The sequence below is a fragment of the Demequina sp. NBRC 110057 genome, from assembly GCF_002090175.1.
Lineage (GTDB): Bacteria > Actinomycetota > Actinomycetes > Actinomycetales > Demequinaceae > Demequina.
The window spans coordinates 389,425-403,793 of record NZ_BBRN01000005.1 but is presented as its reverse complement, the minus strand read 5'-3'; the positions used below and the strand labels follow the sequence as shown (position 1 = coordinate 403,793).

Sequence of the window (14,369 nt, the reverse complement as noted above, 5' to 3'; positions counted from 1 at the left end):
TTCGGGGCGGGGCCGCGTGCTTGATCAACGGAGCACTCGATGACCGCACGACTGTGGTGGGGCACCTACCCCGAGGCCGGCCTCGGCACCCCCACCGGTACCGGCGAGGGGCTGTGGACCCAGACCCCCGATGACGCCAGGCTCGCCCTCGCGATGGACGCGCCCTCGTGGCTCGTCGCGCACCCCAGCCTGCCGCTCGTCTATGCGGTCTCGGAGGCCGATGCCTCGGTCATCCACGCGATCGACGTGAGCGACCCGGACGCCCCGGTGATCGCCGCGTCGCTTCCCACGAGTGGAGCATCGGCGTGCCACGCGCTGCTCGCCGGGGGAGCGCTCACGCTGTACGTCGCCCACTACGTGTCGTCGGAGCTCGCGGTCATCCGCCTGGGCGAGGACGGGCTCTTCGAGGACGACGCCCCCGCACAGTCGTTCGCGCATGCGGGCACGGGCCCGAACGTGGCGCGTCAGGATGCCTCGCACGCCCACTTCGTGGCGTACGCGCCCGGCCGCCGCCACCTGCTGGTGTGCGACCTCGGTACCGACGAGCTGCGCCGCTACGCGATCCGGCCCGACGGGCTGCTGGACGACGAGGGCATCGCCGCCACGCTTCCCCCCGGCACCGGGCCGCGTCACCTCGCGGTGCGCGGCGAACTCATCTACGTGCTCGGCGAACTGTCGACGTCGGTGCTGACGCTGCGGTGGGACCATGCGGCGGGTGAGGCGGACCTCATCGCGCAGATCCCCGCGACGACAGCGGAGGCCCGCTCGGCGGAGGCCCGCGACTCGTCCGGCATCCTGCACGTGGAGCACGACGGCGGCGAGGCGCTGCTGGTCGGGGTGCGCGGCGCCGACGTCATCGCGGTCCACGACCTGTCGCCCGAGGGCGAGGCGCGCTACCGCGGCTCCTTCGACGCCGGCCACTGGCCGCGCCACTTCGCCGTCATCGGCGACCGCCTCCACGTGGGCTGCGAGCGCGGGCACGAGGTGCGCACCTACGCGCTCGCCGATGTCCTGGGCCTCGCGCCCGAGCCCGAGGTGGGCCTGGTGCAGGAGCTGCCCTTCGCATCGGCCCCGCTGCCGAGCCCCGCGTTCGTGATGCCGGCGTAGAATGCCGCTCCGCCCTTGCGCCTTATTTCGATCTATGTCTAAATAGACATAGATCGAAATAAGGAGAGTGTGTCATGGCCACCGCCACCCACCCCGAGCACGACAGTTGTGTGAGAACTGCCCTCGAGGCACACACCGTCGACCCCGCGCTCGCGCAGCGCGCCGCCGTACTCCTCAAGGCGGTCGCGGATCCGCTGCGGCTGCGCATGTTGGCCCTCATCGCCTCCGCTCCGGGCGGCGAGGCATGCGTGTGCGACGTCTCCGAACTCGCAGAGGTGAGCGGACCCACGGTTTCTCACCACCTCAAGACCCTGCGAGATGTGGGGCTTGTCACCTCCGAGCGGCGCGGCACGTGGATCTATTACCGCATCGCACCCGCGTTCGTGCCGGCCGTACGCGCGCTGCTGGAGACCGTGGTGCCGGCGAGCGCACCGCAGGAGCCCAGGCCAGATCTCGAGCTCGAGAGCGTCGACCGTGCGCTCGGTGAAGTGACAGGACGCCTCGCGGGATTGTTCCCCGACCTGGGGGAGCGGGCCGTCGAACGGGTGGTGCGGGAGTCCTACGCTTCCCTCGCTCGACGCGCGACCATCCGCCAGCACCTCGTGCCACTCACGCGCCGTTTCGCACACCAGCGCCTGGCCGACCTTCGCAAGGCCGATGCCCCCGCGGGCGCGCACCCGCCACAGGTGCTGTTCGTGTGCGTGCAGAACGCCGGGCGCTCGCAACTCGCCGCCGCGTTGGTGCATCAGTACGCGGGCGATGCGGTGGTGGTGCGCTCCGCCGGCTCGATGCCGGCAGCCGACGTCCACGACTCCGTGCGGGCACGCCTCGATGCGATGGGCGCGGGAGAGGCAGCCTTCCCCAAGCCGTTGACCGACGATGCGGTGCGGGCGTCTGACGTCGTCATCACGATGGGCTGCGGAGACGTGTGCCCCGTGTACCCGGGCAAGCGCTACGAGGATTGGAAGGTCGGTGATCCGGCTCTCGCGTCCGCGGCGGGCCTCGATGACATCGTCGCCGACATCGACGCCAGGGTGCGCGCGCTGCTCGACGAGATCCTGCCCGCCTGAGCCCTCGGTCCCGGCTCGTGCCAGGCGCATCGGCGCTACGCTGAAACCATGACGTACACACTGATCCTGCTCCGCCACGGCGAGAGCGACTGGAACTCCAAGAACCTGTTCACCGGCTGGGTGGACGTCGAGCTCAACGAGAAGGGTTGGGGCGAGGCCAAGCGCGGCGGCGAGCTGCTCAAGGCCGAGGGCTTCCTTCCCGACGTGGTGCACACCTCGCTGCTGCGCCGCGCGATCATGACCGCGAACCTCGCGCTCGACTCGGCCGACCGCCACTGGATCCCCGTGAAGCGTGACTGGCGTCTCAACGAGCGTCACTACGGCGACCTGCAGGGCAAGAACAAGGCCGAGACCCTCGAGCAGTTCGGCGAGGAGCAGTTCATGACGTGGCGTCGCTCGTACGACGTGCCGCCGCCCGTCATCTCGGCCGACAACAAGTTCGGCCAGGACGGCGACCCCCGCTACGCGGGCGAGCCGGTCCCGCAGACCGAGTGCCTGAAGGACGTCCTCGAGCGCGCGCTTCCCTACTGGGAGGGTGAGATCGTGCCCGACCTGAAGGCCGGCAAGACCGTCCTCGTGGCCGCGCACGGCAACTCGCTGCGCGCCATCATCAAGCACCTCGACGGCATCGCCGACGACGACATCGTGGGCGTCAACGTTCCCACGGGCATCCCGCTCGTCTACGAGTTGGATGAGGAGACCCTGAAGCCGGTCAAGGCCGGCGGCACCTACCTCGACGCGGACGCCGCTGCTGCCGCGATCCAGGCGGTCGCCAACCAGGGCAAGAAGTAAGGCTCGCCCGGGTCATCCGGGCAGCCGAGAGGTCGGTCACCCTCTCATTGGTGGCCGCGGGCGGGGCCTCCACCTTCGGGTGGGGCCCCGTTGCCGTGTCCCCGGGTGTGCGTCCCGACGCCTCCCTGGCAGGAGGCTGGTGCGAGTTTTCACGCTCGGAATGGCACCAGCCGCCTCGCAGCGCGCAGTAGCGGGCCAGCGGAACGCGGAAGGCCCCGGACCGCGTGGGTCCGGGGCCTTCCGATGACCGGGCTGGCGTGAGTGTGGCTTAGAACACCGCGCGCGATCCCGAGTGGTCGCCCGTGACCAAGTAGACGATCTGGCGGGAGACGGCGACGGCGTGGTCGCCGAAGCGCTCGAAGAAGCGCGCCAGTAGCGCGATGTCGAGGGTCTCCTGGACGGTGCCGTCGTAGCCGTCCGACAGCAGCGTCTTGTACGCCTGCGAGTGCAGCGCGTCGAGCGCGTCGTCGTCGGAGACGATGCCGGCGGCAGTGTTGAGGTCGCGCTTCTCCAGCAGAGTGACGAGTTCGTTGGCGGCGGTCTTCGCTGCCTCGGCCATGCCGGTGACGATCTCCTCCTGCCCCGCGTGCACCGCGGACTCGGGGAACGCGCGGCGCGCGGCCTCGGCGATGTGCTGGGCGAGGTCGCCCATGCGCTCCAGCGACGCGGAGATGCGCAGCGACGAGATGATGGTGCGCAGGTCGAGGCCCACGGGCTGCTGCTGAGCGATGAGCAGCACGCAGCGCTCGTCCACCGTGTTCTCGAGCTCGTCGAGCTTGATGTCGTCCGCGATGACCGCCTGGGCCAACTCGACGTTCTGGGTGAGGAGCGCCTCCGAGGCCCGCGTGATCGCGGACTCGACATGGCGGCTCATGGTGATGAGATCGTCGGCGAGGTCCGACATCTCGGCGTTGAACAGGGTGCGCATGACTCTCCTTCAGGCTTCGTGCGTCCGCCCCTAGTGTGGCACCCGCCCGCGCGTCGCAGGAAGGGGCGGCCGCGCCCCTCGGTGAACATCGGGTGACGGCCGGGAAACGTTGGGTGAACTCGACATCTGCTCGTTACTGTGACCCCATGACCTTGGAGACATGGCTGGCCCTCGCGGTCGGCGCACTCCTCGGCGCCGGGGCGTACGCGCTGTACCAGTGGCGCGAGGACCGCAAGGCGACCCAGGCCAACACATTGGTTCCCCACCGCACTCGTGAGGTCCTCGCGGCCCTGCACTCGGGTGCCATCCTGGTGCGCCGCGACCGGCGAGCCGCCTTCTCGAACACCCCCGCATCGGCCCTGGGAGTGACCCGCCCCGACGGCGCGCTGCACCCGGGCGTCGCCGACCTCGCGGAGGCCGCCTGGGCCGCCGATGCCGAGCGTGAGGACGACATCACCGTCAGCAGGGGAGTGCTGGGTGTGGACTCCGTCGTTCACGTGCGCGTCACCCCGCTGTCGGATGACCTGGCGCTCGCGGTCGCCAACGACGACACCGAGCGTCACGCCGCCGAGCTCACCCGCCGTGAGTTCGCGGTCAACGTCTCCCACGAGTTGAAGACGCCGGTGGGAGCGCTGTCGCTGCTGGCCGAGACCATCGAGGACAGCCCCGACGACTCGGTGATGGTGCGCCAGTTCGCCAAGAAGATCCGCAAGGAGTCGCGCCGGCTCACCAAGCTCATCCAGGAGATCATCGAGATCTCGCGGCTGCAGGGCGGCGAGTCGGTGGTGGACCACCACCTCATCGACTTCGCCGGCGTGGTCGAGGAGGTGTGCGAGGGCGCGGACATGCACGCGGAGGCCAAGCAGGTCTCCCTCGTCGCCGAGCTGCGCCAGCGCCCGTGGGTCATGGGCGACCACGACCTGCTCGTGATGGCAGTGCGCAACCTCGTCGACAACGCCATCAGCTACTCGGACGACGCCTCCCAGGTGACTGTGTCGCTCGACTCCAGCGAGGGCGCCGCCGTCCTCAAGGTGATCGACGCAGGCCTGGGCATCGCGCCCGAGGACCAGGAGCGGATCTTCGAGCGGTTCTACCGCGTGGACGCCGCGCGATCGCGCTCCACCGGGGGCACCGGCCTGGGGCTGTCCATCGTCAAGCACGTGGTGCTGCAGCACTCGGGCACCGTCGAACTGTGGTCGAAGCCGGGGGTCGGCTCGACCTTTACTATCCGCCTCACCGAATACACGGAGGAGCCATGAGCGAGGCCCGCATCCTCGTCGTCGAAGACGAGGAGTCCTACCGCGATTCCCTGAAGTACCTGCTGCGACGCGAAGGCTTCGAGGTGATCCTGGCCGCGGACGGCGTCCAGGGCGTCGAGGCCTTCACCCGCGACGGCGCCGACGTGGTGCTGCTCGACCTGATGCTGCCGCGCATGTCGGGGACCGAGGTGTTCCGCGAGATCCGCGAGAAGTCGAACGTGCCGATCATCATGGTGACGGCCAAGGACGACCAGGTCGACAAGATCATCGGCCTCGAGCTCGGCGCGGATGACTACGTCACCAAGCCGTACTCGGCCCGCGAGCTGGTGGCACGCATTCGTGCGGTGCTGCGCCGGCAGACCGCCGCCTCGGCCGACTTCCCCGACGAGCCCGAGCGCCTCACCGTCGCGGGGCTCACCCTCGATCCCGAGCGCCTCACGGTGACCCGCGGCGAGGATGCCCAGTCGCTGCCGCCCAAGGAGTTCTCCCTGCTTCACCTGCTCGCGCAAAACGCGGGCCGGGTGCTGCCCCGCCAGGTCATCATCGACCGCGTGTGGGGCGCCGACTACTTCGGCGACACCAAGACGCTCGACGTCCACATCAAGCGTCTGCGCGGCCGCATCGAGGAGGACCCCTCGCAGCCCGTGCTCATCCAGACCGTCCGCGGGGTGGGCTACACCTTCGAGGCCTGACCCGCCCTTTCTGCCGGCCGATGCCGGGGTGAAGCTGCGTACGCGGCGGCGCCCCGGCATCGGCCGTCTCTACATCACGAAACGGTCACGATGCCCTGCCGGGGCGGGCGGGTTAACCCAACGTTCACCCGGAGTTCAGTTTCGGCCCTTCGAGGCGTTACCTGGCGTCCCTACGTTGGACTCGTCCGGCAAGGGGCCGGAGCACATTGCAGATTTCCATCCATGTGAGGAACAAGACTGTGAAGATCGCATACCGCAGCGGTGCCGTCATCTCGGCCGCCGCGCTGACGTTCGCGCTGGCCGCCTGCTCGCCCTCGAACGAGACCAGCTCCGAGTCCGAGTCGCCCGCCGCTGACTCCTCGACCTCGACTTCGACCGACGCCGGCACCGAGACCGCCGCGCTGTCGGGCAACCTGCAGGGCGCCGGCGCCTCGTCGCAGGAGTCCGCGATGGACGCCTGGCGTGCAGGCTTCCAGGAGGCCAACCCCGACGTGACCGTGGGCTACGACCCGGTCGGCTCCGGCGGCGGCATCGAGCAGTTCCTCTCGGGCGCCGTGCCCTTCGCCGGCTCCGACGGCCTGCTCGAGGGCGAGGAGTACACGCAGGCGCAGGAGGTCTGCGGTGACGGTGGCGCGTACCACCTCCCCATGTACATCTCGCCCGTCGCGGTCATCTTCAACATCGAGGGCCTGACGTCGCTCAACTTGGACGCCGAGACCATCGCGAAGATCTTCGATGGCGTCATCACCTCGTGGGACGACCCGGCCATCGCCGACCAGAACCCCGACGCCGAGCTCCCCTCGGAGACCATCACCGTGGTCCACCGCTCGGACTCGTCCGGTACCTCGGAGAACTTCACCGACTACCTCGAGCAGGCCGGCAACGGCGCGTGGGGCTACGAGGCCTCGAAGGAGTTCCCCGAGACCTCCGCCCAGCGCGTGGGTGCCGACGGCACCTCGGCCGTGGTCGACAACGTCACCAACACCCCCAACGCCATCGGCTACGCCGACGCGTCGCGTGCCGGCTCGCTCGGCACCGTCGCCATCAAGGTGGGCGAGGAGTACGTGCCCTTCTCGCCGGAGGCCGCCGCGAACATCGTCGCCGCGTCGCCCCTGTCGGAGGAGGCCAACGGTGAGAACGACCTCGCTTACGCGATCGACCGCACCACGACCGACTCCTCGGCCTACCCGCTGACCCTGGTGTCGTACCACATCGTCTGCTCCTCCTACGAGGACGAGGCGACCCGCGACCTGGTCGTCGGCTTCGAGAAGTACGTCGCCTCGGACGAGGGCCAGGACACTGCCGCCTCGGCCGCCGGCTCGGCCCCGCTGACCGACGAGCTCCAGTCGCAGATCGACTCGATCCTCGACGGAATCGCCGCGGGCGCCTGATCCATCAGGCCCGCTAACGGTGGTGGGCCCGCCCGGCTAGGGTGGGCCCACCACTTGTTGCCATCACCCACGACGTTCACCTTGAGGGAGACCCGCGCGTGACTTCGAGCACCTCGACGCCTGAAGCCCAGGCACCGAGCGACTACGGCACCCACCCCGGTGCCTCCGCCAACCGCGTGTTCCGGTGGCTGTCCACCGGCGCCGGCGTGCTGATCCTCATCACGCTCGCCGCGGTCGCGACCTTCCTCCTCGTCGAGGCCTGGCCCGCGTTCACCATGAGCTCCGAGGAGCTCGGTGAGACGGTGTCGTTCATCAAGCCCGACCAGGGCCAGTCGCTGATGGAGATCATCGGCTACCTGATCTTCGGCACGCTGGTGATCTCGATCATCGCGCTGCTGATCGCGACCCCGGTGTCGATCGGCATCGCGCTGTTCATCTCGCACTACGCGCCCCGCCGCCTGGCGCAGGGCCTGGGCTACCTCATCGACCTGCTGGCGGCAGTGCCGTCCGTGGTCTACGGCCTGTGGGGCGTCGCCGTGCTGGTGCCGTTCCTCACGCCGTTCTATCAGTTCCTCGCGGACTACCTGGGCTTCATCCCTATCTTCGCGCCGCCGGAGTCCGGCGACATCTTCACGGGTCGCGTCGCCATGAGCGCCGGCATCGTCCTCGCCATCATGATCCTGCCGATCATCACCGCGGTCTCCCGCGAGGTGTTCCTGCAGACCCCCACGCTCCACGAGGAGGCGGCGCTCGCGATGGGCGCGACCCGTTGGGAGATGATCAAGATGGCCGTCTTCCCGTTCGGCCGTTCCGGCATGATCGGCGCCACGATGCTGGGTCTTGGCCGCGCGCTCGGCGAGACCATGGCAGTGCTGATGATCATCAGCCCAGGACTCACGTTCTCCGCGTCCATCCTGCAGCCCAACCAGCACAACACCATCGCCGCGTACATCGCGTTGCAGTTCCCCGAGGCGAACTCGATGGGTGTGAACTCGCTGATCGCGATGGGCCTCGCGCTGTTCGTGATCACGCTGCTCGTCAACATGCTCGCGCGCTGGATTGTGTCGCGCCGCAAGGACTTCTCGGGAGCGAACTGATGGCTATCCAGGCACCCTCCGCTTTCGGAGAGATCTCCGCGTCGCGCCGCAACAAGAACATGGCCATGACGGCCCTGATCTACGGCGCGTTCATCCTCGCCGTCATCCCGCTGGTGTGGCTGTGCGTCACCGTCGTTATCAAGGGCCTCGACAGGTTCATGATCTCGGACGCCGAGGGCCTCGACGGCGGCTTCAACCTCGAGTTCCTCAATCAGACGATGCGCGGCATCTTCGGTGGCGACGCCCCCTATGGAGGCATCAGCCACGCGATCGTCGGCACCCTGATGATGACGCTCGCGGCGACCGTCATCTCGGTCCCCGTGGGCCTGCTCACCGCCATCTACCTTGTCGAGTACGGCAAGGGCTGGCTGCAGAAGGCGATCACGTTCTTCGTGGACGTCATGACGGGCATCCCGTCCATCGTCGCCGGTCTGTTCGCCTACGCGCTGTTCGCGGTGCTGGTGGGGCCGGGAACCAAGCTCGGCATCGTCGGCGCGATCGCGCTGAGCGTGCTCATGATCCCGGTCGTGGTCCGCTCAAGCGAGGAGATGCTGCGCCTCGTCCCCAACGAGCTGCGCGAGGCCGCCTACGCCCTGGGTGTTCCCAAGTGGCTGACGGTCCTCAAGGTGGTGCTGCGCACCTCGATCGCCGGCATCACGACGGGTATCACGCTCTCCATCGCGCGTGTGGTCGGCGAGACCGCGCCGCTGCTGGTCGCTGTCGGCGTGGCCGATTCGCTCAACTGGAACCTCTTCGACGGCCGCATGATGAGCCTGCCGGTCTACATCATCTCCGAGTACGAGTCGGGCACCATCCCGTGCTCGGCCGATGACGCGGCCTGCATCGCGCAGATCCCCGAGTATCGCGCCTGGGCCGCCGCGCTCGTCCTGATCCTCATCGTCATGGCGCTGAACCTCATCGCCCGACTCATCGCCAAGTACTTCTCCCCCAAGTCCGGCCGCTAGAGCCAGAACCGGAGCCAGCAGTGTCTAAGCGCATCGACATCAACAACCTCAACGTCTACTACAGCGACTTCCTCGCGGTGGAGGACGTGTCCCTGTCGATCGAGCCCAAGTCGATCACGGCCTTCATCGGCCCGTCGGGCTGCGGCAAGTCCACGTTCCTGCGCACCCTCAACCGCATGCACGAGGTCATCCCCGGCGCGCGCGTCGAGGGCGAGGTGCTCATCGACGGCGTCAACCTCTACGGCGACAACGTCGACCCCGTGACCGTGCGCCGCCACGTGGGAATGGTGTTCCAGCGACCCAACCCGTTCCCTACGATGTCGATCGCGGAGAACGTGCTGGCCGGCTACCGCCTCAACAACAAGCGCGTGTCGAAGTCGCAGGCCGAGGACCTCGTCGAGGAGTCTCTGCGCGGCGCCAACCTGTGGAACGAGGTCAAGGACCGCCTTGACCGTCCCGGCTCGTCGCTCTCGGGTGGACAGCAGCAGCGTCTGTGCATCGCCCGCGCCATCGCGATCAAGCCGGACGTCCTGCTGATGGACGAGCCCTGCTCGGCCCTCGACCCCATCTCGACCCTCGCGATCGAGGACCTGATGGCGGAGCTGAAGGACCAGTACACGATCGTCATCGTGACCCACAACATGCAGCAGGCCGCGCGCGTGTCCGACCGCACCGCGTTCTTCAACATCGCGGGTACCGGCAAGCCGGGCAAGCTCATCGAGATGAACGACACGCCCACCATGTTCTCCACGCCGTCGGAGAAGGCCACCGAGGACTACATCTCGGGCCGCTTCGGTTGATTCACGGCTGACCCGTCACGGGGCGTCGGTGCTGCGGCATCGGCGCCCTGTGTCGTTCCGGGGCTCTCTACCCCCCGCACTGTGAACCAACCTGGCCCGCGACACGCCGTTCCCGGGCGGCCGATGGTCCCGTCGCCCGACGTGTCGGGCGCGGCACTGGTGCGTAATGCCGGGGTTCGGTGCGTGCCGCTCAACACACGGGAGTGACAGGAGTGAGCGCTGGGGCGCACGGGGAAGCGCACGAGTCGCACCCGTCACATGAGCCCCAGGTGTGTGTTGAGAGGTACGCGACCACGACACCCGAACGCGCATCGGCCCCGCGTCCCTGGTGGGAGGCGGGGCCGATGCGGTGGTTCAGCGGCGCGTGGCGCGTCAGCCGATCGCGGCGAGCGTCTCCGCGTACTCGGGAAGCGTGCCGTCGAGGACCGGGACCTCGACCGACTCGACGTCGGTGGTGTTGGCGACGAACGCGACATCCACGATGTGCCCGGGGGCCGCGGTCGCGGTGCCGGAGACCTCGGTGTCGTCGCCCTCGGGGCCCAGCTTCACCGTCGAGTCGGCCTCGAGGGTCACCGAGGTGGTGGTCTCGCCGTCGATCGAGATGTCGAGAGCGATGTCCTCGTCGGTGTCGTTGACGAGCGTGCCGATGAGCGTCGCGGGCGATCCGGAGTCCTCGGTGATGAGGATGAGGTTCAGCGCGGAGACATCGCCCACGACCAGCTGCGTGCCATCGGACGCGGAGTAGTTCTTGTGGGTCGTGATCGGGTTCACGTAGGAGCATCCGGCAAGCGCGACGGCGGCCAGCGACGCGGCGGCGAGGCGGGCGGGGACGGTGAGCTTCACTGCGGGTTCCTTCCGGGGGGACAACGACTCCGACCAGGATAGTGGCCCGCGCGGCGGCCGCGCACCGCGGACGTTACGCGCGCGCACCTGACGCGCATGCATCCGCGCGTTCTCGCGCGCGCGAGCGGCACCTGTCACCTACCAGCGAAATAACGCCCCTGTTATTCATAGGGGCGGAATGTTAGACTATGGATCTCTACGAAGGGGCACACAGCACCATGAACTTTGCCGTCGGCGAGACCGTCGTCTACCCGCACCACGGTGCGGCGCAGATCCAGGACATCAAGAAGCGCGTTATCCGGGGCGAGGAGAAGACGTACCTCAAGCTCAAGGTCGCGCAGGGAGACCTCACCATCGAGGTTCCCGCGGAGAACGTCGACCTCGTCGGCGTGAGGGATGTCGTCGACAAGGAAGGCCTCGAGAAGGTCTTCGATGTGCTGCGTGAGCCCTACATCGAGGAGCCCACCAACTGGTCGCGTCGCTACAAGGCCAACGTCGAGAAGCTCGCCTCCGGCGATGTGATCCGCGTGGCCGAGGTGGTCCGTGACCTGTCCCGCCGCGACACCGACAAGGGTCTGTCCGCCGGCGAGAAGCGCATGCTGCACAAGGCGCGCCAGATCCTCGTGAGCGAGCTCGCGCTGGCCGAGAAGTGCACCGAGGAAGCCGCCGAGACCCGCCTGGACGAGGTCCTCGCCTCGTGACCGTCGCGGCGGTCGTCACGGCCGCCGGTTCCGGTTCTCGACTCGGCGCCAGCCTCCCCAAGGCTCTCGTCCGCGTTCACGGGCGACCCCTGGTCGCCTGGGCGGTGGACGCCGTCTTGGGTGTGGCCGATGCCGTGGTCGTCACGGCCCCCTCGTCTCACCTTGACGACTTTCGCGCGGCGGTGCCGCGCGCGATCGTCGTCGAGGGCGGCGCCGAGCGCCAGCAGTCCGTGGCGCTGGGGCTCACGGCGCTTCCCGCCGAGGCCAGCATCGTCCTCATTCACGATGCCGCGCGCGCCTTCCAGCCCGTCGCCGTGATGCGCACCCTGGTGGACGCCATCGAGGCGGGCGCCGACGGCGCCGTGCCCGTCGTTCCCGTCGTCGACACCCTCGTCGCTGCAGCAACTGAGGGGGTGCTGGGCGCCACCGTCGATCGGGACGGGTTGCGCGCCGTCCAGACCCCCCAGGTCTTCACCGTGGCCGCCGCCCGCGCCGCCCACGCCATGGGGGCCCAGGCCTCCGCCACCGACGACGCCCAACTCGCCCGCGCCGCCGGCTTCCGCGTGCTCGAGCTGCCGGGAGACGAGCGCGGGTTCAAGGTGACCCGACCGCTCGACCTGGCCCTCGCATCGGCCGTCGCCGCGACCCTCAAGGAGAGCGCATGACCATCCCCCGCATCGGCCAGGGAGTCGACGTCCACGCGTTTGGCGAGCCGGGAGACGGCGACCTCGCGCTTGCGGGCCTCACGTGGCCCGGCGAGACGCCGCTGACCGGCCACTCGGACGGCGACTGCGCGTCGCACGCCGCGTGCGATGCCCTCCTGAGCGCCGCCGGACTCGGCGACCTGGGGTCGAACTACGGCACCGACCGTCCCGAGTGGGCGGGCGCCAGCGGCGTCGCGCTGCTCGAGGAGACGGCGCGACGCGTGCGCGCGGCCGGATACGAGATCGGCAACGTCGCGGTGCAGGTGCTGGGCAACCGTCCCAAGGTGTTGCCGCGGCGCACGGAGGCCGAGGGCGTCATGGCATCGGCCCTGGGAGCCGCCGTCAGCCTGTCGGCGACCACCACCGACGGCCTGGGACTCACGGGCCGCGGCGAGGGGATCGCCGCGATCGCGACGGCACTCGTCTTCCCCCAGTCCGACCGGTAGCCTGGCTCGCGTGACTCTGACGCTGTTCGACACCGCGACCCGTACCGAGCGTGCCTTCCAGCCGCTCGAGCCCGGGAAGGTGGGCATCTACCTGTGTGGACCCACCGTGCAGAGCTCGCCGCACGTGGGTCACCTGCGCAGCGCCGTCGCGTTCGACGTGCTGCAGCGCTGGCTCGAGCGCACGGGCCACGAGGTCACCATGGTGCGCAACGTCACCGACATCGACGACAAGACGCTGTCCAAGGCCGCCGAGGCTGGGGTTCCCTGGTGGCAGTGGGCGCTGACCTACGAGCGGGAGTTCCAGGCCGCGTATGACGCGGTCGGGGTCAAGCCTCCGGCCGCGGAGCCGCGCGCCACGGGACACATCCCGGAGATCATCGCGCTGGTCGCCCGCCTCATCGAGCGTGGCCACGCCTACGAGCTGTCCGGCTCGGTGTACTTCGACGTGCGTTCGTTCGCCGACTACGGGTCGCTCACGCGCCAGGCGCTCGACGACCTCACGCCGGCGCCCGATGCCCCCGCCGACGACAAGCACGACCCGCGCGACTTCGCGCTGTGGAAGGCCCGCAAGCCCTCCGAGCCAGAGACCGCCTCGTGGGACTCCCCCTGGGGACCCGGCCGGCCCGGCTGGCACATCGAGTGCTCGGCGATGGCGCGCCGCTTCTTGGGCGACGCCTTCGACATTCACGGCGGCGGCCTCGACCTGCGCTTCCCGCACCACGAGAACGAGCAGGCCCAGTCCCGCGGTGCCGGTTACGCGTTCGCTGGCCTGTGGATGCACTCCGCGTGGGTGACCCAGTCGGGCGCCAAGATGTCGAAGTCCCTGGGTAACGGCCTGCTGGTGTCCGAGGTGCTGTCCCGCTATCCCGCGGCCGCGCTGCGCCTCGCGCTTGCTGGAGTCCACTACCGGTCGATGCTCGAGTACTCGGACCAGACCATGGAGGACGCCACCGCGACGTGGAACCGCCTGGCCGGCTTCGTGCAGCGCGCCTCCGACCGGGTGGGGGAGTTGACCCTCGCCCAGGTGCGTGCAGCGGACCTTCCCGAGGCGTTCGTCGAGGCGATGGACGACGACCTGTCGGTGCCGCGCGCGCTCGCGCACGTGCATGAGACGGTGCGCTCGGGCAACGCCGCGCTGACGGGGGGCGACGAGGCGGCTGTCGCCGAGGCGCTGCTGTCGGTGCGCGCCATGCTCGACGCGCTGGGCCTCGACCCGGCGGGCGAGACCTGGGCCTCCTCCGAGTCCGGCGACGGCGCCGCCATGGGCGCGCTCGACTCGCTGGTCCAGGCGGACATCCAGGCGCGGGCCGATGCTCGCGCCGCCAAGGACTGGGGTACCGCCGATGCGATCCGCGACCGCCTTGCCGAGGCCGGCATCGTGATCGAGGACGCCGCCGACGGCGCCAGGTGGTCGCTGCAGGGTTAGCCCGCGCTCCCTCACTTTGAACCACTCCGGGCCGCGACACCCCGAGGCGACCCCGGCATCGGCCGTGTGCACCGGCGTGTCGAGGCCGATACTGGTTCAAACTGTCGGGGGAGTGGACCACGAATCGAGGGTCCCGGCCCGCGCCGAC

15 protein-coding genes are annotated in these 14,369 nt (G+C 69.3%); 13 read left to right on the top strand and 2 right to left on the bottom strand.

Annotation, left to right across the window (positions count from 1 at the left end; translation table 11 throughout):
* Positions 1 to 39: 39 nt before the first annotated feature.
* From B7K26_RS10330 to B7K26_RS10320, 3 genes are all read left to right on the top strand, one after another.
* Positions 40 to 1,107 carry a beta-propeller fold lactonase family protein gene (locus B7K26_RS10330; RefSeq protein WP_084079098.1) on the top strand — a complete coding sequence of 356 codons (1,068 nt, stop codon included), beginning with the start codon at positions 40 to 42 and terminating at the stop codon, positions 1,105 to 1,107.
* 74 nt (positions 1,108 to 1,181) lie between these two features.
* Positions 1,182 to 2,177 carry a metalloregulator ArsR/SmtB family transcription factor gene (locus B7K26_RS10325; RefSeq protein ID WP_084079097.1) on the top strand — a complete coding sequence of 332 codons (996 nt, stop codon included), beginning with the start codon at positions 1,182 to 1,184 and terminating at the stop codon, positions 2,175 to 2,177.
* Between the two features lie 48 nt (positions 2,178 to 2,225).
* Positions 2,226 to 2,969 (top strand): phosphoglyceromutase, encoded by a 744-nt coding sequence (locus B7K26_RS10320; RefSeq protein WP_084079096.1) that lies wholly within the window; start codon positions 2,226 to 2,228, stop codon positions 2,967 to 2,969.
* Between the two features lie 268 nt (positions 2,970 to 3,237).
* On the opposite strand, the gene phoU is transcribed toward B7K26_RS10320, so the two are convergent.
* Entirely contained in the window at positions 3,238 to 3,897 is a 660-nt protein-coding gene (gene phoU / locus B7K26_RS10315) for a phosphate signaling complex protein PhoU (protein ID WP_084079095.1), read from the bottom strand.
* Between the two features lie 146 nt (positions 3,898 to 4,043).
* On the opposite strand from phoU, the gene B7K26_RS10310 reads away from it, so the two are divergent.
* The 6 genes from B7K26_RS10310 to pstB all read left to right on the top strand — a co-directional run bounded on the left by B7K26_RS10310 (position 4,044) and on the right by pstB (position 10,101).
* The gene (locus tag B7K26_RS10310) at positions 4,044 to 5,156 is read left to right on the top strand and encodes a cell wall metabolism sensor histidine kinase WalK (RefSeq protein ID WP_084079094.1); all 1,113 of its coding nucleotides are present in this window, start codon (positions 4,044 to 4,046) and stop codon (positions 5,154 to 5,156) included.
* On the top strand, positions 5,153 to 5,848 hold the full coding sequence (locus tag B7K26_RS10305; protein WP_084079093.1) for a response regulator transcription factor: 696 nt from the start codon (positions 5,153 to 5,155) through the stop codon (positions 5,846 to 5,848). The genes B7K26_RS10310 and B7K26_RS10305 overlap by 4 nt, the downstream gene beginning before the upstream one ends.
* Before the next feature lie 239 nt (positions 5,849 to 6,087).
* Positions 6,088 to 7,239: a phosphate ABC transporter substrate-binding protein PstS gene (locus B7K26_RS10300; protein ID WP_143340643.1), complete on the top strand. Its 1,152-nt coding sequence runs from the start codon at positions 6,088 to 6,090 to the stop codon at positions 7,237 to 7,239.
* A gap of 98 nt (positions 7,240 to 7,337) precedes the next feature.
* Complete coding sequence (gene pstC / locus B7K26_RS10295; RefSeq protein ID WP_084079091.1) at positions 7,338 to 8,336, top strand: phosphate ABC transporter permease subunit PstC; 999 nt, start codon at positions 7,338 to 7,340, stop codon at positions 8,334 to 8,336.
* The gene (gene pstA / locus B7K26_RS10290; protein WP_084079090.1) at positions 8,336 to 9,301 is read left to right on the top strand and encodes a phosphate ABC transporter permease PstA; all 966 of its coding nucleotides are present in this window, start codon (positions 8,336 to 8,338) and stop codon (positions 9,299 to 9,301) included. The genes pstC and pstA overlap by 1 nt, the downstream gene beginning before the upstream one ends.
* Positions 9,302 to 9,321: 20 nt before the next feature.
* On the top strand, positions 9,322 to 10,101 hold the full coding sequence (pstB, locus tag B7K26_RS10285; RefSeq protein ID WP_084079089.1) for a phosphate ABC transporter ATP-binding protein PstB: 780 nt from the start codon (positions 9,322 to 9,324) through the stop codon (positions 10,099 to 10,101).
* A gap of 372 nt (positions 10,102 to 10,473) precedes the next feature.
* Here pstB and B7K26_RS10280 read toward each other — a convergent pair whose 3' ends face one another.
* Positions 10,474 to 10,944, bottom strand: a complete 471-nt coding sequence (locus B7K26_RS10280; protein WP_084079088.1) for a hypothetical protein — start codon at positions 10,942 to 10,944, stop codon at positions 10,474 to 10,476.
* Positions 10,945 to 11,162: 218 nt separating this feature from the next.
* Here B7K26_RS10280 and B7K26_RS10275 point away from each other — a divergent pair, with 218 nt between their 5' ends.
* From B7K26_RS10275 to cysS, 4 genes are read left to right on the top strand one after another with little or no spacing between them, the layout of a single operon-like run.
* Positions 11,163 to 11,645, top strand: coding sequence for a CarD family transcriptional regulator (locus B7K26_RS10275; RefSeq protein ID WP_084079087.1), 483 nt, complete (start codon positions 11,163 to 11,165; stop codon positions 11,643 to 11,645).
* Entirely contained in the window at positions 11,642 to 12,310 is a 669-nt protein-coding gene (gene ispD, locus B7K26_RS10270; protein WP_084079086.1) for a 2-C-methyl-D-erythritol 4-phosphate cytidylyltransferase, read from the top strand. Before B7K26_RS10275 ends, ispD begins: the two co-directional genes overlap by 4 nt.
* Positions 12,307 to 12,795, top strand: coding sequence for a 2-C-methyl-D-erythritol 2,4-cyclodiphosphate synthase (ispF, locus tag B7K26_RS10265; protein WP_084079085.1), 489 nt, complete (start codon positions 12,307 to 12,309; stop codon positions 12,793 to 12,795). The genes ispD and ispF overlap by 4 nt, the downstream gene beginning before the upstream one ends.
* Before the next feature lie 10 nt (positions 12,796 to 12,805).
* Positions 12,806 to 14,221, top strand: coding sequence for a cysteine--tRNA ligase (gene cysS / locus B7K26_RS10260; RefSeq protein ID WP_084079084.1), 1,416 nt, complete (start codon positions 12,806 to 12,808; stop codon positions 14,219 to 14,221).
* Positions 14,222 to 14,369 lie beyond the last annotated feature (148 nt).